The sequence below is a fragment of the uncultured Winogradskyella sp. genome (genome assembly GCF_947501905.1).
Taxonomy (GTDB): Bacteria; Bacteroidota; Bacteroidia; order Flavobacteriales; family Flavobacteriaceae; genus Winogradskyella.
Map to the genome: position 1 here is coordinate 373,629 of NZ_CANMXL010000003.1, position 19,869 is coordinate 393,497.

Consider the following 19,869-nt stretch of genomic DNA (forward strand, 5'->3'; position numbering starts at 1 on the left):
AATGAATAATTACGAATTACGAATTACGAATAAACAAAACACTAGTTTCGAGCTTATCGCTTCGAGCTTCTTGTTTATTTTCTTTTTTCTTTTTTCTAATTTCACGTTCTCACAAGTTACGACCGAGGTTGATACTACTAATATCAGAATTGGCGAACAAATCTCTTATAAAATAAAAGTCGAAACAGACTCAACTAAATTGGTGGTTTTTCCAGAAGGTCAAACGTTTATGCCGCTAGAAGTTGTTGAAGCTTTAAAAATAGATACGACTAAAAAGACTTCGAAGTTTCAGCTACTTCGCGAATATAAACTCACTCAGTTTGATTCCGGCTCGTATTATATTCCAAGACAAAAAATTATTGTAGGCGATAAACCGTTTTTTACAGATTCACTTAAAGTAGATGTCAATACTATAGAGATTGATACCACTAAACAAGGACTCTATGATATTAAGCCTATTATAGAAGTAGATAAAAGCTCAAGTAAATGGTGGTTGTATTTACTCATTGTACTTGCAGCAATCGCTTTAATAGGATTTCTTTTGTATTGGTTTATATGGCGAAAAAAACCATTAACTGAGGAAGAAGAAATTGCATTATTACCACCATATGACCGAGCTAAATTGGCATTATCAAAATTAGAAAATCAGAATTATCTAGAACGCTCGGATTTAAAAGGGTTTTATTCAGAATTAACGTTTATCATCAGAAAATTTTTAGATGAAAAAGTCTATGACCGTTCTTTAGAAAGTACAACAGATCAATTGATAGAACGTCTTCAACTTTTAAAAGATGGTAATCAATTTAACTTTCAAAAGGATACGATTTCTAATATTGAAACCATTTTTAAGCGCGCTGATTTAGTGAAATTTGCAAAATCTCAACCAGATATTGCATTAGCAGAATTAGATAAGCAAACAATAAGTAATGAGTTAGATGCTGTAAAAGCGACACTTCCTGAACCAAGCGAAGAAGAAAAATTACTCAACCAGCAATACAAAGAAGCTCAAGAACGAAAGGAGAAGCGTAAGAAGATTTTGTTAACTACTGCAATCTCACTATTTATTCTTATTGCAACTTTTGTAGGTTTTGGTGCAACCTATGGTTTTGGATATGTGAAAGACAAAATTCTTGGCCATAACAGTATAGAATTATTAGAAGGTAATTGGGTAAAAAGTGCTTATGGTTTCCCGCCAATTTATATCGAAACACCTAAAGTTTTAAAGCGTGTTGAGGTTGAATTACCTGAAGAAGCTGAAGGGAAAGTAAAAACCTCAATTTTTAATTACACAAGTAAAGATGATGAGTTTAATATTGCTACGCAAACATCAATAATTGGTAAGCAAAAGGAAGAAGACGCAGATGTACAGAAAGCGATTAATTTAAATAATATCATTGAACAAAATCTCAAAAAATGGGAAGATAGCGGTGTACGTAATATCATTACAAAAAACGAAGAGTTTTTAACACCTAATGAAGCACAAGGGATTAAGACATTTGGTACTGCTGAATTCCCAACAGACGAAGAAGATGAGTTCTATGAAGCGGAGTATATGCTTTTGAGTTTTACAACCGAACAAGTTGTACAACAAATTACTATTGTTTGGAGAGTTAATGATAGTTATGCAGATGATATAGTGAAAAGAGTGGTTGATTCTGTAGAATTAAACCCAAATGTTAACCGCGAAGAAGAAACCGAATAATGTTAGAGAATATAGAGTTTTTAAATAAAGAATTTTTCTGGTTGCTACTGCTTTTGCCATTAGCATTGGTTTGGTACATTTTAAAATCAAAAAGACAAACAGCAGAGTTGAAAATATCTACTGTTCAAGGCTTTAAAACATCAGGCTCGTTTTGGACAAGATTTAAGCATTTATTGTTTGCACTTAGACTAATTGCTTTAGGACTATTAATCACAGCTTTAGCTAGACCAAGAACTGTTGATGTGTCAACTAAAACAAAAACTACACGAGGCATAGATATTGTTATGGCTATTGATGTTTCAGCAAGTATGTTGGCAAAAGATTTAGTCCCAGACCGTTTGGAGGCACTTAAAAAAGTAGCTGCTGATTTTATAAACGGAAGACCTAATGACCGCATCGGCTTAGTAGAATATGCGGGTGAAGCATTTACCAAAACACCAATCACTAGTGATAAAAATATTGTGTTACGTTCTTTAAGAGATATAAAGTACAATACTATTATCCAACAAGGAACAGCAATCGGTATGGGTTTAGCAACATCTGTTAACCGATTAAAAGATAGCAAAGCAAAGAGCAAAGTTATTATTCTATTAACAGATGGTGTAAATAATGGCGGATTTATAGACCCTAAAACTGCAAGCGAATTAGCTGTAGAATATGGTATTAAAACATATACTATTGGTTTGGGAACAAATGGCATGGCATTATCTCCAATAAGTATTAATCCTGACAGATCGTTCAGATATGGTAGAGCTCCAGTAGAGATTGATGAAAAATTACTCAAAGAAATTGCAGATGCAACAGGTGGAAAATATTTTAGAGCGACCAATAATAAAAAATTAGCTGAGATCTATTCAGAAATTAATAAGCTAGAAACTACTGAAGTAGAAGAGCGTAAGTATTATAATTACGAAGAAAAATATAGACCAATAGTATTGCTGGCAGCATTTTTATTGCTATTAGAACTGATTTTAAAACACACAATTTTTAGAAGCTTTGTTTAGATTAGACGAGAAAATATGGTTTTGGACCTTACTGATAATTCCAGTACTTGTACTGTTATTTATAGGTGTACAACTATGGAAAAAATCAGCACAGCGCAAGTTTGCCGATTCTAAATTATTGAAGCGTTTAAGTCCTAATCAGTCTTTATTTAAAAGTGTTTTAAAGCTTGTTATGCTTTGTGCAGCCTTTGCATGTTTGTCACTAGCATTAGTGAATCCGAAAATTGGCACTAAAATGGAAACCGTTCGTAGTCAAGGCGTCGATATTGTGTTTGCAGTTGATGTCTCTAAAAGTATGCTAGCCGAAGATATTGCACCAAACCGTATAGAAAAATCTAAGCAATTAGTAACACAGATTATTAATAGTTTAGGTAGTGATCGTGTTGGTATAATTGCTTATGCAGGTAAAGCGTTTCCGCAGTTGCCAATAACAACAGATTATGCAGCTTCAAAGATGTTTTTGCAAAACATGAATACGGACATGATGACCTCTCAAGGAACAGCCATAAAAGAAGCTATTGAACTTGCAAAAACGTATTACGATGATGAAGAACAAACCAATCGTGTTTTGGTTATCATTTCTGATGGCGAAGATCATGAAGGTGATGCAGCAGATATAGCCGAAGAAGCTAATGAGCAAGGCATCCGTATTTTCACAATTGGTGTTGGTAATGAAAAAGGCGGACCAATACCAATTAAGAGAAATGGGATTGTATTAAATTATAAGAAAGATAAAAACGGAGAAACGGTCATTACCAAGCTTAATGAAGAAACTCTGAGAGATATTGCGGACGAAGCAAACGGTGTTTATATTAATGGGTCTAATACCGAAAAAGTAGTAGATACCATAAAAGATTTGCTTGATAAGATGGATAAAAAAGAATTTGAATCTAAACAGATTGCAGATTTCAAGGACCAGTTTCAATGGTTTTTAGGTTTTGGTATTTTCTTTTTATTTGTAGACATATTTTTATTAGAACGAAAAACAGAATGGTTAAAAAAGCTGAATTTGTTTAATGAGCAGTTTTAGTACTATTTTAACGCAATCAAAAAAAGAGCTTTAGTAATTTAGGATTAATGAATAATACAATGAAAACATACAGTCTAATTCTTGCTTTGCTAGTTTCGTTTTTTGGATTCTCACAAGATTTCGAAAAGCAAAGGCAAAAAGCAGAACGTAAAGCAAAAGATTTGGTTTACGAGGCTAATTCTTTAATAGAAAAAGATGATTTTGTTGCTGCTGAGATGGAGTATCGTAAGGCTATTTCAGAGCAAGAAAAGAATGTTGTTGGTGCTTATAATTTAGCACATTCGTATTACAAAAAAGGAAATTTTGGAGAAGCATTATATAGAAATCAAGAGGCAGCTAATAATGCAACTACCAAAGAAGAGAAACATAGAGCTTACCATAATATTGGTAATATTTTAATGCAAAATAAAAAGTGTAAAGAAGCTGTTGAAGCTTTTAAGAATGCACTCAGGAATAATCCTACTGACGAAGAAACCCGTTATAATTTTGCTCTAGCTCAAGACTGTGCTAAACAGCAGCAAGATCAAGATGGTGGCGGCGATGATGAAAAAGAAGATAAGAAAGAGGACAAAGAAAAAGATAAAGACAAAAAGAAAGACGACGAACAAAAAGAAAAAGATAAAAAAGAAGAGGAAGGCGATAAAGACAAAAAGAAAGGTGATGATGAAAAAGATGAAGATGGAAAGCCAAAAGAAGATAAAAAAGATGAAGGAAAAGGAGATAAGGAAAAAAACAAACAAAATAAGCCAAAGCCTCAACCAGGAAAAATGTCTCCTCAGCAAATAAAAAACATTCTAGAAGCTATGAATAATCAAGAACAGAAGGTTCAAGAGAAAATAAATGCAAGAAAGCAGAAAGGCGCTAGAGTAAAAACAGAAAAAGACTGGTAAGCTTAGTTTGGTTTAATGAAATTCATCAAAAACATATCTATATTAATTCTCTTGCTTGTATCAAGCTTGTCAATGGCGCAAATAAAGTTTGAAGCTAAAGTAAGCAAGAAAAAACTTGGTGTCAATGAGCGTTTAAGAATTGATTTTGAAATGAATAAAGATGGTGACAACTTTGTGCCGCCAGACTTTAAAGACTTTCAGGTAGTTGGCGGACCTAATACATCAGTAAGTAATTTTTGGTCAAACGGAAAACGCTTATATACAAAAACATATAGCTATTTTTTAGCACCAAAAAAGCAAGGTAGCTTTACAATAAAGCAGGCAAAAATTGAGATAGATAATAAAATCTACAAAACATTCCCTGTAACTATCAAAGTTACCAAAGCAATAGAAAAGCCAAAAAACCCTAATGACCCAGCTTATATTGCTTCAAAGAATATTCATTTAGTTGCTGAGGTATCTAAAGCTAATCCTTATCTCAATGAAGCAATTACTGTAATCTACAAACTCTATGTTGCACCAACTGTTGCGGCTAATATTGTTGGAGATAAACAAACACCACAATACAAAGATTTCTGGAATCAAAATATTGAAGTAAAAGCCTTTAGGCCGGAAAACGGAAAGTATAATGATGAAGATTATAGATATGTAGTTCTTAAAAAGGTGGTGTTATATCCTCAAAAAACAGGGAAGCTTAAGTTAGAGCCTTATGTACTAGATTTAAATGTTGAAGTACCTACAAGTCGTTATGATATTTTTGGTAATAGAATAGTTAGAAAAGTACCACAAAGTATTACATCTGGGAGTAGAACTATAAATGTAAAACCATTACCAGAAGAAGGCAAGCCAGCTGATTTTAATGGGGCTGTTGGTAATTTTACATTAAACGTATCTTCCACAAAAATGAGCCTTGATGCGGGAGAATCACTTCAGGCTAAAGTTGAAGTTTCAGGCAAAGGAAATCTTAAGTTATTCGAATTGCCAAAATTATCTGTACCTAGCTCTTTAGAGGTTTATGAGCCAGAACATGCTGAAAATGTAAGAACAAATTTAGGTGGAATGCAAGGTCGTATTTCTGACATTTATACTATTGTTCCTCAGTACAAAGGCAAATATCCAATACCTCAAGTGTCATTTTCATATTTTGATGTAAACTCAAAAACCTATAAAAGATTAACTTCAAATGAGATAATTATAGATGTGGTTAACGGTCCGTCATCTGTAACAACATCAGAGAGTTCAACGGATAATAGCATCAAACAAACTGTAACTACAAATTCCAATACATTTGCTTTTATTAAAACAAATTCTGATTGGGTAGCTACTAATAAAAAATCATTTTTTAAATCTAGCTTATTCTGGTCTTTACTATTGCTGCCGCTTTTATTAATTCCTATTGCTATTTTATTAAGAAATAATAGAGAAAAGCGTAATGCAGATGTTATAGGTAACAAAAGAAGAAAAGCAGATCGTTTAGCTAAGAAATATTTAAGTGAAGCTAAAAAAGCATTAGGACAAAAAGAGGCTTTTTATATTGCTTTAGAAAAAGCATTTCATAATTACTTAAAAGCAAAATTGCATATAGAAACAAGTGATTTTAATAAAGAAAAAATTCAAGATTTGTTGTTAGAGCGTCATGTTGAGCAATCTGTTGTTTCAGAATTTATTTCCATATTAGAAAATTGCGAATTGGCAAGATACACACCTATAACTCAGGTTACAATGCAAAACGATTATGATAAATCGGTCAAGACCATTGGAGCAATAGACAAGCAAATAAGATAGTATGAGAGTAACTTTAGTTCTATTATTATGTTGCCTTAGTGTTTTTATTAATGCTCAAAATGATACACTTTTTAGTGAAGGAAATGCTTTATATAATAAAGGGAAATATGCTGAGGCTATAAAGAAATATGAAACTATTTTAAAAACAGATGAGCATTCCGCTGATTTGTATTTTAATTTAGGAAACGCACATTATAAGCTTAATAATGTAGCACCGAGTATTTTTTATTTTGAAAAAGCATTGCAACTTAGACCTAATGACCAAGACATAAAAAACAACCTAGGGTTTGCTCAGAATATGACTATTGATGCCATAGATAAAGTACCCGATGTTGGTTTTTCAAGGATTTTTAAAAATATGGTAAATACCTTTTCTGCTGATATATGGTCTGTAATTGCAGTTTGTGGCGTGTTTATTTTTGTAGTACTGTTTTTGTTATATCATTTTACCTATGCTACAAGTCAAAAGCGTATGGCATTTGTTGTTAGTGTTTTAGGGCTTTTTATCACAGGATTTTCTGTTGTGATGGCATTTCAAAAAAACGCTATAGAAAGTAAAGATAATCCTGCTATAGTTTTTGCACCTGAAAGTCGTGTAAAAGCAGACCCTAATAAATCTAGTGAAGAAATATTTAGACTTCATGAAGGCACTAAGGTTCAGGTTTTAGAAAGCTATGAAGATTGGTATAAGATAGAAATTGCCGATAAGACTTCAGGTTGGATTCCAGCGGAGGATATAAAATTGTTTAACATTTTTTAAAAAACTTTAACAAAAAAGTTTTTACTATGTGGTATCTTCGTTTTTTCATGAATATGAGATTCAGACATACAACCGCCATTTTCTTTGCATTTCTTTTCATAGCAATAGTATCAGCACCAACTTTAATTTTGTCTATTGATGACACAGCAGATGTTGCGGTTTTTTTTGGGGAAAATGAAGAAGAAGAAAAGGAAAACCTAAAATTGCTTTTTGATATAACTGTTGTAAATGAAGAACAGCAATCAATATCAGATGCTTTAAAAATGAATGATAGTTATTTTTTTAAAAGCTATCAAAAGCCTCATAAAAATCTAATCTCTCCACCCCCAGATTGGATAATTACACTTTAGATTCTAATATTATCAAGACCTTAAAAGGTCACAATTTTAACATTCTTAGTTTAACTAAGATTCTCAATTTTATTTTATGTTTAAATATTTAAAAAACGACTTACCAGCGAGTATTGTCGTCTTCTTCGTAGCATTGCCATTATGTTTAGGAATTGCAGTGGCAAGTGATGCTCCTCCATTTGCAGGTTTAATAGCTGGAATTATTGGAGGTATTGTTGTTGGTGCAATCTCTGGTTCTCAAGTTGGGGTTAGTGGTCCAGCAGCCGGGCTTGCTGCAATAGTACTTGCTGCAATAGCATCTCTAGGATATGAAGCCTTTTTAGTCGCTGTTGTACTTGGAGGTGTAATTCAAATTGTATTTAGTATCCTTAAATTAGGAATCATTGGTTACTATTTTCCGTCATCCGTTATCAAAGGTATGCTTACTGGTATTGGTATTATTATAATTTTAAAGCAAATACCTCATTTCTTTGGTATAGATAAAGACCCTGAAGGAAATTTTGTATTGTTTGGAAATGACAGTAATGTATTTATGGATATTATAAGTATTCCAGGAAACTTGGGCGCTGGCTCTACTATAATTGCTTTGGTGGCTATGGGTATACTAATTCTATGGTCAATGGTGTTAGTACATAAACATCAGTTTTTTAAACTAGTACAAGGGCCATTAGTAGCAGTTGTTGCTGGGGTAGTTTTCTTTATCGTTGCGCAAGGCACGTCAATGGAAATTGCGGGTTCGCACTTGGTAAAAGTTCCTGTTCCAAATAGTTTTGATAGCTTTTTAGGGCAATTTACAACACCAGATTTTAGCGTAATTGGTTCTCCAGAAGTTTGGATTACTGCGTTTACAATTGCTTTAGTAGCCAGTTTAGAGACACTGCTTTGTGTTGAAGCTACAGATAAGTTAGACCCAGAAAAGCGTGTAACACCAACCAACCGCGAACTTTTAGCTCAAGGTTCTGGTAATATACTTTCTGGTTTAGTTGGAGGTATTCCTATTACTCAGGTTATTGTAAGAAGTTCTGCTAACATTCAGTCTGGAAACAGAACTAAGATGAGTGCTATAATTCATGGTTTCTTCTTGTTAATTTCTGTGATTATTATTCCTGATGTATTAAATATGATTCCGTTGTCTGTTTTAGCTGCTGTCTTATTTATTGTTGGGTATAAATTAGCAAAGCCATCGACTTTTAAAGCCATGTGGTCTTCAGGATGGAAACAGTTTGTTCCGTTTATAGCTACAGTTCTAATTATCGTATTTAAAGATTTATTATGGGGAATAGGTATAGGTTTAGCTATTGGAATCGTTGTTACATTATACCACAGTTTTAAAAATTCTCACTTTTTACATAAAGAAGGAGAAGATGTTGATGATGGTAAGATGAAAATGACATTAGCTGAAGAAGTAACATTCTTTAATAAAGCTACAATTTTAAGAGAATTAGATGCACTTCCAGAAAATACTTACCTAGAATTAGATGTTAGAAAAACAACATATCTAGATTATGATGTCATTGAAATACTCGAAGACTTTGCATATAAAGCTAGAGAGCGTAACATTACAATAAAGCTAGTTTCTGAGCGTGGTATAGTTGAAAACCCAGAGAGTTTTATTGAGTTTTTTAAATTAGAAAAAAAATCAGTACAATTCTTTGATTAACTATTGATGAAAAACCTATTTGGAAATATTAAAGGCGATGCATTTGGAGGTATAACTGCTGGTATTGTTGCATTACCATTGGCATTAGCATTTGGTGTGTCATCAGGTTTAGGGCCAAGCGCAGGTATTTACGGAGCCATATTTATAAGTTTCTTTGCAGCCTTATTTGGAGGCACCAATACTCAAATATCTGGGCCTACTGCCCCAATGACTGCGGTAAGTATGGTGGTTATTGCAAGCATTATTGCCGCAAATAATGGCAGTCTTGAAAAAGCTCTACCTGCAATTTTAACTGTGTTTTTATTTGCAGGGTTATTACAAATTGGGTTTGGTATATTGGGTTTAGGAAAATATATAAGATATATTCCTTATCCTGTAGTTTCAGGCTTTATGACGGCAATTGGTGTTATTATTTTAATAACTCAAATCTTGCCAGCAATTGGATATTATCCAAAAGAAGATAAGGCATTTGTAGAGGAGTTTCAACCCAATGTTGAAGAAGTGGTAATAACCAGATATTTAAATAACACAAAAGACACTAAAGAAAACGGAATATTAAATCTTAGTGATTATGAAGCTTCTGTAAATCACGGTAAATCTTTAACCGAATCTCAACGATTTGATGAGTCCAAAACTATAGCTGGCAAAAATTCATCAGGAGTTTTAGGGACTATTAAAGTGCTGCCAAGAGCTTTAAAAGACATCAATTGGTTAGAACTTATATTGGCGCTGTCTACAGTATTCATTATCTATGGCTTTAAGCGGATAACCACAAAAGTCCCAAGCACATTGGTTGCTCTTGTTGTAATGACAGCTATCGCTATAGGCTTTGGATTAGATTATATATCTATTCCTGAGATACCTGCTGGACTACCAGAGTTTAAATCCGAAATTTTCACTGGTTTTTCTTTGGGTAGTTTAACACCATATTTTTTCACAGCGCTGACATTAGCATTATTAGGGTCTATAGACTCTTTGCTAACGAGCGTTGTAGCAGATAACATGACTAAGACCAAGCATAAGCCTAATAAAGAGTTAGTAGGTCAAGGTATAGGAAATAGTATAGCTTCATTATTTGGAGGTATACCAGGAGCAGGTGCAACTATACGTACTGTTGTTAATATTAATTCAGGAGGAAAAACGAAGTTATCAGGAATGATAGCTGGAGTTTTATTGTTTATCATTCTTTTAGCTTTAGCGCCACTAGCATCAAAAATCCCAGCTGCAGTTTTAGCAGGAATTTTAATCACAGTTGGTATTGGTGTTATAGATTATAAAGGCTTGAAAGCAATTCCTTCTTTACCTAAAGACCTCAATATTGGTCCATTAAAATTGAGCTCAGAAGTATTAATAATGATAGTTGTATTAGTCTTATCTTCTTTATGGGACTTGGTATATGCAGTTGGTATTGGATTAGTATTAGCCTCATTATTTTTTATGAAAAAGATAGGAGACATTACATCTAATAAGTCAGTAATAAAACCACTTCATGAAAAACCTTGGGCAGATGAGTCAGGAGTGCCTTCAACTTTAAAAGAAGAAGTTGTTATTAAGCATATTGAAGGACCATTATTTTTTGGTTCTACTTCAGGATTTCAACATTTAGCAAAGCAAATTCCAATGACAGCTAAAACAGTTGTTATTCGTATGGAAAAGTTAACTTATATGGATCAATCAGGACTATACGCTATGGAGGATGTACTTTTTGATTTGAGAAAACAGGATGTAAAAATTCTGATGACCGGTATATTAAAGCAACCAAAACTTTTAATGGAGCGAATAGATATTATACCAGATTTAATTCCAACAGAGTATATTTTCAAAGATTTTGAAACATGTCTTAATTGGATAAAAGAAAACGTAAAAGACGAATATTAAAAAACAAACGAATATGAAAAATATAGCAATAACAAAAGACGTACAAAGCGGATTAACACCTAATGGTGTTTTACAAGACTTATTAGATGGTAATTCAAGATTTGTTGGAGGAAACTCTCAAGCAACAGATAATTCGGCATTAGTGAGTCAGACAACAGGAGGACAATTTCCTAAAGCAGTAGTGCTTTCTTGTATAGATTCTCGTGTGCCTGTTGAAACAGTTTTAGACCAAGCTATTGGAGATATTTTTGTGGCACGTGTTGCAGGAAATTTTGAGAATGTAGACATTTTAGGAAGTCTTGAATATTCATGTAAAGTTGCAGGAAGTAAACTTATACTAGTTTTAGGTCATGAAAGCTGCGGCGCAGTAAAAGCTGCATGTGATGGTGTTGAATTAGGAAACATCACGGAGATGTTAGATAAGATAATGCCTGCAGTAAAAAAATCTGCTGTTGAGGTTGAAGGTGAAGCAAATTCTTCAAACAGTGCCTTTGTTGCACAAACGGTTGAGAATAATGTAAAATTGACCATTGAACGTATCCGTGAGAAAAGTCAAATCTTAGCCGAGATGGAAGACAACGGAGAAATTTCTATTGTTGGAGGTGTTTATAGCTTACAGACTGGAAAGGTTAATATGTTGTAGAAAAGAACAACTGATTAAAAATCAAAAGGTCGCTTATTTAGCGACCTTTTTTATGCTTTTTCTTCAATAACTAATTCCTCTCCGCTTTTTATCAAAGTCGGAAAAATCATTGGCGCCAATGATTTTACAGGCTCATAAAGAATGCTTTCTTCTAAATCTTCTTCATCCATAAAAGGTAATGTGTTATTCAACTTATTAAAAACAATAAGCAATACACTTAATATCAGTCCAATTTTTAGAGCACCAAAAACACCTCCAAGTAACTTGTTAAGTACACCAAGTGCTGCAAAATCTGCAAGTTTAGTTAATGCTTTTCCAGCCAAGCTTATAGCTAAAACAATAATTACAAAAGTGATTGCAAAAGCAACGATATTTATGGTTTTTTCATCCCAATCAACTTTGGGCTCTAATACGTCGGCAGCAAAATAACTAAAATGAATAGCACCCCAAACACCTAAAACTAAAGCACAAAGTGATGCAATTTCAACAAAAAGACCTTTCATGGCACCTCTAATTAATCCAAACAATAATAGAGCTCCCAAAACAATATCAATGATACTCATAATACTAGCGGTTTAAACAAAAGTAATTGAATTTTTTAGACTCTATTCTTCAAAAAAAGAATGAGAAAATTCAAATATAGATTAACTTTGCTAATTCTATAACGCAATTATAGAGGTATAAATTATGGCAAGAGATGAACAATTAAAGGAACGCTGGGATTTAGTGGTAGAAAAACTCTCTACCCAATTTGCAGATGGTGATGCTTTGGACCTCGATTCTATAATATATCTTATAGGCGTTCAAGAACTTGGTCAGATTCATCGTGACTATAAAAAAGACCATAAGTTAGACCTCATGCACATTGCCATTTGTAAGCTTTTAGAGCCTTATGGTTTTTATGAATTTGATTTTGTAGATGATGACGGTTGGCCACATTACAAGGTAAAAGCACAACTGCCTCACCTTAAGGCTGGAGAGCAAAGCGTATTAATGAAAGAAGCTATTGTCAACTATTTTGTAGAAACGGACTATATCGAATAGCTTCGACTGCGCTCAGCTACCAAAAAACGATTGCACTCAGTTACCGTAACTTGCAAAAAAAACCTAAATTTGCGGATTCAATTGATGGAACTATGATAGATAAGTTAAAAGAACTCATTGCAGAAGCTGAAGCATTCACAGCACAGTCAAAAGACGAAGTAGAGCAGTTTCGTATTAAGTATTTAGGCTCTAAAGGCCTATTGAAAGAGTACTTTGCAGAGTTCAAAAATGTAGCTAATGAGCAAAAGAAAGAGTTTGGGCAAACTATAAATCAGTTAAAGAAAACTGCTGAAGATAAAGTTAATGCACTTAAAGATGCTCTTGAAAGCCAAGAAGAAGATAATGGACTTTATGGAGATTTATCTCGCCCTGGAGAACCTATAGCTCTTGGTGCTCGTCATCCCATATCTATTGTAAAAAATCAGATTATAGATATCTTTTCGCGTATAGGTTTTAATGTCAGCGAAGGTCCCGAGATTGAAGACGATTGGCATAATTTTACAGCATTAAATTTACCAGAATACCACCCAGCACGTGATATGCAGGATACGTTTTTTGTGCAAACCAATCCAGATATTTTATTACGTACACATACAAGTTCTGTGCAAGTACGTTACATGGAAGAAAACAAACCGCCAATACGTACTATATCTCCTGGTCGTGTATATCGTAATGAGGCTATTTCTGCACGTTCGCATTGTTTTTTCCATCAGGTTGAAGGATTGTATATAGATAAGGATGTAAGCTTTGCAGATTTAAAGCAAACACTTCAATATTTTACAACAGAGATGTTTGGTAAATCTAAGATTAGACTACGTCCATCGTATTTCCCGTTTACTGAGCCGAGTGCTGAAGTAGATGTGTATTGGGGGTTAGAAACCGAAACTGATTACAAAATGACAAAGGGTACAGGTTGGTTAGAAATTATGGGTTGTGGTATGGTAGACCCAAATGTGCTAGACAACTGCGGTATTGACTCTAAAGAGTATTCAGGCTTTGCTTTTGGTATGGGTATTGACCGTATTGCTTTATTACTACATCAAATAAGCGATATCCGTTTACTAAGCGAAAATGATGTACGTTTCTTAGAGCAGTTTAAGTCGGCGTTATAATTAGTCCTGTTTAGGCTCAATAAAACTAGATACTGATTTTCTAAATTCAGTTGGTTTTTTATCGTTAAGTAATTTTAGAGGACCACCTTCTTTAATGAGTTCTTGAAAATGTGCTTCTCGCTCATCATATTGCGCTTTGTTTTTATAAATAGTTACAAGCTTAATATGATAAGGATTGGTTGTAGAAAATTCAGTTTCAATAATATCAAAACCTAGAATGTAGTCTTTGGTTATTGCTTTTTCTCTTAAAGCCTTCCAATTATTTTCAAAATAGAAAAGTGCTTCAGCTTTATTATTGTTTAAGATTTCTACGTTTTCCGTAGTGGTTATAGTTTCTGTTTTAGTGTTACAACTAAAAATGGTAAGCGCAAAAAAGGAAATAATAAAAAAGCGTCTCATAAAGATTGATTTGATTGAGATTCTAAATTAGCAATTATGATTTTTCTAAAAATCTATTTATAGTATAATTAACGTTCTGTTTTTTAGCTTTGCAGCTTAAAATAATATTTGAATTGTGAAAAAAGACATTAAAATACCAGAAGTCATAGATGTACACATTGCTGTTGTGCAAGAGCAACATTTAGAATACAAAACTCTGGATTGGAATGCCTACATCATCAATAATACTGACAAAGATTTAGAAACGGTACTTATTGTATCTCAAGGTTATAATGATGATAAAATGACACCACCAATGCGTCATACTATTGCAAAACTACCTGCAAGAAGTTACGCTAAGATTGAATATTTACAAGAAAAGGTTTTAGAGCTTAACAACGTGTTTAAAGTCACTTTTTTTGAAGGTAACCAAATGTTTGATAAAACATATACTTTCAGAAAAAACACGATTAATCTAAAAGCACTTCAGAAATTACCTTTAATGCAATTGAAAGGGATTTTAAAGAAATAAATAGTAACAACTATTCGCTAATCCAACTTATCAGTCAGTTTTTTAAATACCTTTTTAGGGTTTTTCCCTTCATACAAAATAGTGTAGACTGCATTAATTATAGGAAGTCGGGTTTTCTTTACGTTCTTTTCGTTTAATAAATAGGCACTTTTTGTAGCGTAGTAACCTTCAGCAACCATATTCATTTCTAGTTGTGCAGATTTTACGGTGTAGCCTTTACCAATCATATTGCCAAACATACGATTACGTGAAAACACTGAATATCCAGTAACCAGTAAATCACCTAAATAGGCCGAGTTGTTGATGTTTCGTTTCATCTTGTGCATTTTTTTAATGAAACGTTTCATTTCGCGTATGGCATTACTCATCAAAACACTCTGAAAATTATCACCATAACCCAAACCATGAGCAATACCAGCTGCAATAGCATAGATATTCTTCAACATTACAGCATATTCAGTACCTATAATATCGTCACTAATTTTAGTTTTTATGTATCTGCTTGATAAGGCATTGGCAATATGTTGCGCTTTATCTGCATCTGCACAAGAAATCGTTAGGTAAGATAGACGTTCAAGAGCTACCTCTTCAGCATGACATGGCCCGGCAATGACTGCAATGTTTTCGAAAGAGATATTATAGACATCATGAAAATGCTCACCTACTAATAATCCAGTTTCAGGGATGATGCCTTTTACTGCAGAGACCACAACTTTATCACTAATATCTGAGGTTAACTTTTGTAATTCGGAATGTATAAAAGCTGATGGAATAACAAAAATGAGCACATCTGCCCAATCTGCGATTTCATTTATATCGTTGCTTAGTTTTAATTGCTCTGTATGAAACTCAACAGAGCTCAAGTAACTTGGGTTGTGCTTTTCTTTTAAAATATGTTCTTTGGCATAAACACTTCGCATATACCAACCTACTTCATCAAGGTTTTCGCAAAGCATTTTTACGATGGCGGTAGCCCAACTTCCTGCGCCAAATACGGCATATTTTGTGGTTTTATCCATGGATAGTTAATTCATCTTATTATTTCAAAAGTACATAAAATAATAAGGCTTTCAAACCTAGGCCAGTTCTAGGATACAGAGTTTGGCACGCGTTTTGAAATTCTTTTAGTATAAACTTTAAAACCGTGTGATTATGAAGACAGTAAAACTACTTTTAGGATTTGTACTAAGTGCAACATTATTAACATCTTGTGTTGTGGACGAGGTAATTATTACAGATAATAACCCGCAAACAATATCTTTAAACCAGTTACTAAACTCTTATGAGTTATGGTATGTAGATGTTAATGCCACACAAGGATTTGGAGAAGTGCCGTTTATGCAAATAGCATTTACATTATCGTTTAGAAATGGTACATTATACGCCAATAATAATTTGGTTGGTATAGGCAGTCAAGGTAGCGGATTTGGAATACCAATAGGTAATTATAATACTTATGATATGATATTAGATGTCAACCATGATTTGGATGGGTATGATTCTTTTGATGTCTATCAAATAGATAACAACACCATTGAGTTGTACAATCCTTTTACAGACACATCATACTTTTTGGATGGTTACCAAAGGTCTAATTTTGATTATGACTTTGTATTCTATGATAACATTCATTATTTCTTGCAGGAATACGAAGCTTGGGAAAAAACATACACAAGTGAGTTCGGTGCTTTAAATGAATTTGATAACGAAAACTATTTACAGTTTTTATCAGCAGGTAACGATTCTGAGTTTAGAAGCTCTCAAGACGCAAATGTCTCAAACCCCAATAACATTTTCTGGGATTATACAGGCGTATATAATGTGAATGATGTTCCAGGTACGTTGTACGATAAAACTTTAACACTTGATTATGACTTTTTCAGCAATGAATTCTTCAATCTAAGCGTTATAGATGACGGAACTATAGAATTGCTTCATGCAGATTCTGGTACTGTATATGAGTTTAAAGGTCGAGGTTATATTGAGTTCTTAAGAACTGAAAATGCACAAGGCCGAATGGTACAAGAAGCAAATACGCCTAAAAAACGTAAGCAAAAAACGGTTAAGAAAGATAACCCAAGAGAAAATACTCGAAGTAAATAAATACAAATGAAACATCTAAGTATATAGATGAATCAAAGAAAAATGAATCTAGATGTTCCGTGTGACATTTAGAAAACAATAACTAGGAACACACGAAGCTAAATTTTGGTTGGTTATTTAGTTTCAAAACGCTCAGTCGACATCTGTTGATTGGGCGTTTTATTTTTTTATAGCTGTATCAGCTAAAAGCTTTTCGCCATAATATATTCTGAATTTTTTCATACTCTTTGGTGCAGAAAAATATAGATCTACTTTACAAGATTTTAGCTCTCTTAGGTCAAAATAAGGAGAAGCTACTTTTGGCTTTCTTTTGGTGCCAAAGTTTATACTAGGATAAACATCTTCATAACCTTCAATTTTATAATCTCTAAAGGTATCTCTTACTTCTGGTTTGTAACAAATCCACTCTTTTAATTTTTTATCTGTCGGTTGAAAATCTGTTAAATGGTCAAACCCAATAAAAATCCAACCTGTGGCATAATTATGCCGAATATCCAAAGGTCGCATTCTAACTTTATACTCGTCAGAAACTAAATAGAATTTATTAGGATCAAAATCTTCTTTTCCTCCAGAAATAGATTTCATTTTAAATCTAACTTGTATTTTTTTATCCTCTTTAGAGGCCTTAATTGTGTAATAATAAGTTCCGCCTCTAGCTTTATTAGCTTTTAAGAATTTGAATTTAAAATTATCAGCAGGAATATAATCTTGACAATATAGTGAGCCACTCAACATTAGTATTGAGAAAAGAAATAAAGCTTTTTTCATAACTTAAATTAATTTGATGAGTTAAAAAAAGCTTCCAAACCCTCAAAATCATAAGGCTTAGCAATAATTTTTTTGTTGGCATCTAACACAAAATACGTTGGTGTTGCCGCTATGGCAAACGTTTGTACTAAAGGGTTTTCCCATTTACCTAAGCCAATACCGTGAATAAAATCAGGGTATTTTTTAATTTCTTCAGACCAATTAACACTGTCATTCTCTAAACCATAAGCTATCACTTTAGTGCCAGATATATTGTCGAACAATGTTTTTACTTTTGGTAACTCGTTAAGGCAATGTCCGCAACCGCTACTCCAAAAAATAAGCACATAAAAGTTATCGCCTTTAAGCTCAGAGAGTTTTAAGTTAGGTTTAATCTCAAAATCTGGAGCAATAGCACCAATAGATGTGTTTTTATAACTTGTTAATTGCTGTTCTAAAATTTTGTTTTCTGTCGATTTGGCTATAGCTAATAGGTACTTGTCAGATATGTAATTGGCCATATCATGATTTTCACGACGCTTAAACTCTTGCCATAATAACTCTAATAATGGCGATTGTACTTTTGCATCGCTATCTTTTATAGCATCGGCTACAATATCAACATGAGACATATATGTTTTGTTATCAGGATTAGCTGACATCCCAAAAACAAAACCACTAATACGGTCTGTAATTAAACTAGAGCTTTGTAAAAAAGAATCATTAAAATCTACGTTTTTAAAGAAGTTAGCCTTTAAGCTTTTAGAGTAGGTTGGCAAGTCTTCATAAGCCTCAGGAATGTAGGGTTTGTTAGCTTTTATAAACGCTTCTACAAGTTTTCCTTTTGCTAAATCTTCATAGGACTGCTGTGTTTCTTTTAGGGTTTTAAAAATAGAAGCAAAAGCAGTTTTATCTGTGCCGCCTTTAGTATAAAAATTACTAATAGTTTGGTTGACGACATCCATACTATTAAGGTAAGAATCCCATAATTTATTTTCTGAAGATTCCGTGAAATCTACGCCTTTATCAAGGCTAAAGGTAAAGTTGACATCTTCCTTGCCGTTGTATACCAAATCAAAATTATTTTCCTCTGGCGGAATCGCATATACTATTTTATAAATACCTGCTTTTGCAGTTTCATCTAAGGAAAGTGAAAAATTGCCTAAACTATCTAATTGGGCACGATTTACATAATTAGCACCATCCGGTGTCGCTTCATATAAAAAAGCATAGGTATAGTCTTCAGCAGGAGAAAATGTACCGCTGATTTTATGCTGTGCAATGAGTAAGGTTGGGAGTAGTATAAAAGCGAATATTAATTTTTTCATGAAAACTTATTTTGAATACAGTTGCATGCGCAACTATCACGCCAATTTATAACATTTTATGTTTTCTTAGAGCGAATACTTTCATTAATTACTGTTGCTAAGATGAGACTTCCACCAATAAAAGTATTTGAAGCAGGGATTTCATTTAGAAAAAAGTAGGCAATAATAATTCCAAAAACAGGTTGTGTACTTGCTATAATACTAGCTGTACTTACTTTAAAATATTTTAGGCTATTAATAAACATAGTATGCCCAATAGCTGTAGTTAACAAGGCCAATACTAATACATACGGATATTGCGAGCCGATATTAGACGAATCCATAAACAATAAAGCAGGTATCAAAACAATAGTCATAATAACTACTTGATAAAACATAAGCATAGTGCCATTGTATTTTTTGACTTCATTTTTTAATAAAAGAAGTCTTATGGCATAACACAAAGCAGATAATAGCCCTAATATAATGCCTTGTAGTTGAGCACTTTCTAAATTAAAATCTGGTGCTAAAATGTATATGCCAATAATTACAAGAATACCAAGTAAGATATGTATTGGGTCTAACTTCACCTTAGTAAAAACAGCTTCTAATAGTGCAGTAATAACTGGAAATGTAAATAGCGTTAGCATACCTATAGCTACATTAGACAATTTTAAGGCATAGAAATAGGTGATCCAATGTGCAGCCATAAATAAAGCAGCAAATAGAAAAGTCCATCGGTCTTTTTTTGATTCAATTTTCAGGGATATGCTTTTGTATTTGCAGAATAAAAACAGAAAAACTGCTGCCAATCCAGAACGCCACCAGATAAGTACAGGCGTTGGCATGTCTATAAATTTGCCTAAACTACCAGATGTACTTATAAAAATTGTGGCTACTGTGAGCCATAACAAGTGATTAGTATGAGTGTTTTGTTTCAATTA

The 19,869-nt window shown here is 33.2% G+C and carries 20 protein-coding genes; 14 read left to right on the plus strand and 6 right to left on the minus strand.

Features of this window, described 5'->3' with window-relative positions:
• The first annotated feature begins 1 nt into the window (after position 1).
• From Q0770_RS08555 to Q0770_RS08600, 10 genes are all read left to right on the plus strand, one after another.
• Positions 2 to 1,702: a hypothetical protein gene (locus Q0770_RS08555; RefSeq protein ID WP_299115975.1), complete on the plus strand. Its 1,701-nt coding sequence runs from the start codon at positions 2 to 4 to the stop codon at positions 1,700 to 1,702.
• A complete protein-coding gene (locus Q0770_RS08560) occupies positions 1,702 to 2,706 on the plus strand; it encodes a VWA domain-containing protein (protein WP_299115977.1) in 1,005 nt (334 codons plus the stop codon). Before Q0770_RS08555 ends, Q0770_RS08560 begins: the two co-directional genes overlap by 1 nt.
• Positions 2,699 to 3,736, plus strand: coding sequence for a VWA domain-containing protein (locus Q0770_RS08565; RefSeq protein WP_299115979.1), 1,038 nt, complete (start codon positions 2,699 to 2,701; stop codon positions 3,734 to 3,736). The genes Q0770_RS08560 and Q0770_RS08565 overlap by 8 nt, the downstream gene beginning before the upstream one ends.
• Positions 3,737 to 3,795: 59 nt before the next feature.
• A complete protein-coding gene (locus tag Q0770_RS08570; protein WP_299115981.1) occupies positions 3,796 to 4,626 on the plus strand; it encodes a tetratricopeptide repeat protein in 831 nt (276 codons plus the stop codon).
• 15 nt (positions 4,627 to 4,641) lie between these two features.
• Positions 4,642 to 6,411, plus strand: a complete 1,770-nt coding sequence (locus Q0770_RS08575; RefSeq protein ID WP_299115983.1) for a BatD family protein — start codon at positions 4,642 to 4,644, stop codon at positions 6,409 to 6,411.
• Position 6,412: 1 nt separating this feature from the next.
• Positions 6,413 to 7,171, plus strand: a complete 759-nt coding sequence (locus Q0770_RS08580) for a tetratricopeptide repeat protein (RefSeq protein ID WP_299115985.1) — start codon at positions 6,413 to 6,415, stop codon at positions 7,169 to 7,171.
• A gap of 53 nt (positions 7,172 to 7,224) precedes the next feature.
• Positions 7,225 to 7,521 (plus strand): hypothetical protein, encoded by a 297-nt coding sequence (locus Q0770_RS08585; protein WP_299115987.1) that lies wholly within the window; start codon positions 7,225 to 7,227, stop codon positions 7,519 to 7,521.
• A gap of 76 nt (positions 7,522 to 7,597) precedes the next feature.
• Complete coding sequence (locus tag Q0770_RS08590) at positions 7,598 to 9,181, plus strand: SulP family inorganic anion transporter (protein WP_299115989.1); 1,584 nt, start codon at positions 7,598 to 7,600, stop codon at positions 9,179 to 9,181.
• A gap of 6 nt (positions 9,182 to 9,187) precedes the next feature.
• Positions 9,188 to 11,059 carry a SulP family inorganic anion transporter gene (locus Q0770_RS08595; RefSeq protein WP_299115991.1) on the plus strand — a complete coding sequence of 624 codons (1,872 nt, stop codon included), beginning with the start codon at positions 9,188 to 9,190 and terminating at the stop codon, positions 11,057 to 11,059.
• A 13-nt stretch (positions 11,060 to 11,072) separates the two neighbouring features.
• Positions 11,073 to 11,702: a carbonic anhydrase family protein gene (locus tag Q0770_RS08600; protein ID WP_299115992.1), complete on the plus strand. Its 630-nt coding sequence runs from the start codon at positions 11,073 to 11,075 to the stop codon at positions 11,700 to 11,702.
• Positions 11,703 to 11,752: 50 nt separating this feature from the next.
• Here Q0770_RS08600 and Q0770_RS08605 read toward each other — a convergent pair whose 3' ends face one another.
• On the minus strand, positions 11,753 to 12,265 hold the full coding sequence (locus Q0770_RS08605; protein WP_299115994.1) for a CvpA family protein: 513 nt from the start codon (positions 12,263 to 12,265) through the stop codon (positions 11,753 to 11,755).
• Between the two features lie 124 nt (positions 12,266 to 12,389).
• Between Q0770_RS08605 and Q0770_RS08610 the strand changes: the two genes are divergently transcribed.
• Positions 12,390 to 12,746 (plus strand): hypothetical protein, encoded by a 357-nt coding sequence (locus Q0770_RS08610; protein WP_087492461.1) that lies wholly within the window; start codon positions 12,390 to 12,392, stop codon positions 12,744 to 12,746.
• A 92-nt stretch (positions 12,747 to 12,838) separates the two neighbouring features.
• The gene (gene pheS, locus Q0770_RS08615; RefSeq protein WP_299115996.1) at positions 12,839 to 13,858 is read left to right on the plus strand and encodes a phenylalanine--tRNA ligase subunit alpha; all 1,020 of its coding nucleotides are present in this window, start codon (positions 12,839 to 12,841) and stop codon (positions 13,856 to 13,858) included.
• Here pheS and Q0770_RS08620 read toward each other — a convergent pair whose 3' ends face one another.
• A complete protein-coding gene (locus tag Q0770_RS08620; RefSeq protein WP_299115998.1) occupies positions 13,859 to 14,257 on the minus strand; it encodes a hypothetical protein in 399 nt (132 codons plus the stop codon).
• A 115-nt stretch (positions 14,258 to 14,372) separates the two neighbouring features.
• Here Q0770_RS08620 and Q0770_RS08625 point away from each other — a divergent pair, with 115 nt between their 5' ends.
• Complete coding sequence (locus Q0770_RS08625; RefSeq protein WP_299116000.1) at positions 14,373 to 14,768, plus strand: hypothetical protein; 396 nt, start codon at positions 14,373 to 14,375, stop codon at positions 14,766 to 14,768.
• A 17-nt stretch (positions 14,769 to 14,785) separates the two neighbouring features.
• Here Q0770_RS08625 and Q0770_RS08630 read toward each other — a convergent pair whose 3' ends face one another.
• Complete coding sequence (locus tag Q0770_RS08630; protein WP_299116002.1) at positions 14,786 to 15,787, minus strand: NAD(P)H-dependent glycerol-3-phosphate dehydrogenase; 1,002 nt, start codon at positions 15,785 to 15,787, stop codon at positions 14,786 to 14,788.
• A gap of 133 nt (positions 15,788 to 15,920) precedes the next feature.
• Between Q0770_RS08630 and Q0770_RS08635 the strand changes: the two genes are divergently transcribed.
• Positions 15,921 to 16,871: a nicotinic acid mononucleotide adenyltransferase gene (locus tag Q0770_RS08635; protein WP_299116004.1), complete on the plus strand. Its 951-nt coding sequence runs from the start codon at positions 15,921 to 15,923 to the stop codon at positions 16,869 to 16,871.
• Positions 16,872 to 17,030: 159 nt separating this feature from the next.
• On the opposite strand, the gene Q0770_RS08640 is transcribed toward Q0770_RS08635, so the two are convergent.
• The 3 genes from Q0770_RS08640 to Q0770_RS08650 are packed head-to-tail and all read right to left on the minus strand — an operon-like array spanning position 17,031 to position 19,866.
• Positions 17,031 to 17,639, minus strand: a complete 609-nt coding sequence (locus tag Q0770_RS08640; protein WP_299116006.1) for a hypothetical protein — start codon at positions 17,637 to 17,639, stop codon at positions 17,031 to 17,033.
• Between the two features lie 8 nt (positions 17,640 to 17,647).
• Entirely contained in the window at positions 17,648 to 18,946 is a 1,299-nt protein-coding gene (locus Q0770_RS08645; protein WP_299116008.1) for a thioredoxin-like domain-containing protein, read from the minus strand.
• Positions 18,947 to 19,002: 56 nt separating this feature from the next.
• A complete protein-coding gene (locus Q0770_RS08650; protein ID WP_299116010.1) occupies positions 19,003 to 19,866 on the minus strand; it encodes a DMT family transporter in 864 nt (287 codons plus the stop codon).
• Positions 19,867 to 19,869: the final 3 nt, after the last annotated feature.

What these genes read in the sequence shown, in the direction of transcription:
- Q0770_RS08555 (WP_299115975.1), top strand. Translation starts at nt 2, where the DNA reads ATGAATAATTACGAATTACGAATTACGAATAAACAAAACACTAGTTTC.
- Q0770_RS08560 (WP_299115977.1), top strand. Translation starts at nt 1,702, where the DNA reads ATGTTAGAGAATATAGAGTTTTTAAATAAAGAATTTTTCTGGTTGCTA.
- Q0770_RS08570 (WP_299115981.1), top strand. Translation starts at nt 3,796, where the DNA reads ATGAAAACATACAGTCTAATTCTTGCTTTGCTAGTTTCGTTTTTTGGA.
- Q0770_RS08575 (WP_299115983.1), top strand. Translation starts at nt 4,642, where the DNA reads ATGAAATTCATCAAAAACATATCTATATTAATTCTCTTGCTTGTATCA.
- Q0770_RS08580 (WP_299115985.1), top strand. Translation starts at nt 6,413, where the DNA reads ATGAGAGTAACTTTAGTTCTATTATTATGTTGCCTTAGTGTTTTTATT.
- Q0770_RS08585 (WP_299115987.1), top strand. Translation starts at nt 7,225, where the DNA reads ATGAGATTCAGACATACAACCGCCATTTTCTTTGCATTTCTTTTCATA.
- Q0770_RS08590 (WP_299115989.1), top strand. Translation starts at nt 7,598, where the DNA reads ATGTTTAAATATTTAAAAAACGACTTACCAGCGAGTATTGTCGTCTTC.
- Q0770_RS08595 (WP_299115991.1), top strand. Translation starts at nt 9,188, where the DNA reads ATGAAAAACCTATTTGGAAATATTAAAGGCGATGCATTTGGAGGTATA.
- Q0770_RS08600 (WP_299115992.1), top strand. Translation starts at nt 11,073, where the DNA reads ATGAAAAATATAGCAATAACAAAAGACGTACAAAGCGGATTAACACCT.
- Q0770_RS08605 (WP_299115994.1), bottom strand. Translation starts at nt 12,265, where the DNA reads ATGAGTATCATTGATATTGTTTTGGGAGCTCTATTATTGTTTGGATTA.
- Q0770_RS08610 (WP_087492461.1), top strand. Translation starts at nt 12,390, where the DNA reads ATGGCAAGAGATGAACAATTAAAGGAACGCTGGGATTTAGTGGTAGAA.
- pheS (WP_299115996.1), top strand. Translation starts at nt 12,839, where the DNA reads ATGATAGATAAGTTAAAAGAACTCATTGCAGAAGCTGAAGCATTCACA.
- Q0770_RS08620 (WP_299115998.1), bottom strand. Translation starts at nt 14,257, where the DNA reads ATGAGACGCTTTTTTATTATTTCCTTTTTTGCGCTTACCATTTTTAGT.
- Q0770_RS08630 (WP_299116002.1), bottom strand. Translation starts at nt 15,787, where the DNA reads ATGGATAAAACCACAAAATATGCCGTATTTGGCGCAGGAAGTTGGGCT.
- Q0770_RS08635 (WP_299116004.1), top strand. Translation starts at nt 15,921, where the DNA reads ATGAAGACAGTAAAACTACTTTTAGGATTTGTACTAAGTGCAACATTA.
- Q0770_RS08640 (WP_299116006.1), bottom strand. Translation starts at nt 17,639, where the DNA reads ATGAAAAAAGCTTTATTTCTTTTCTCAATACTAATGTTGAGTGGCTCA.
- Q0770_RS08645 (WP_299116008.1), bottom strand. Translation starts at nt 18,946, where the DNA reads ATGAAAAAATTAATATTCGCTTTTATACTACTCCCAACCTTACTCATT.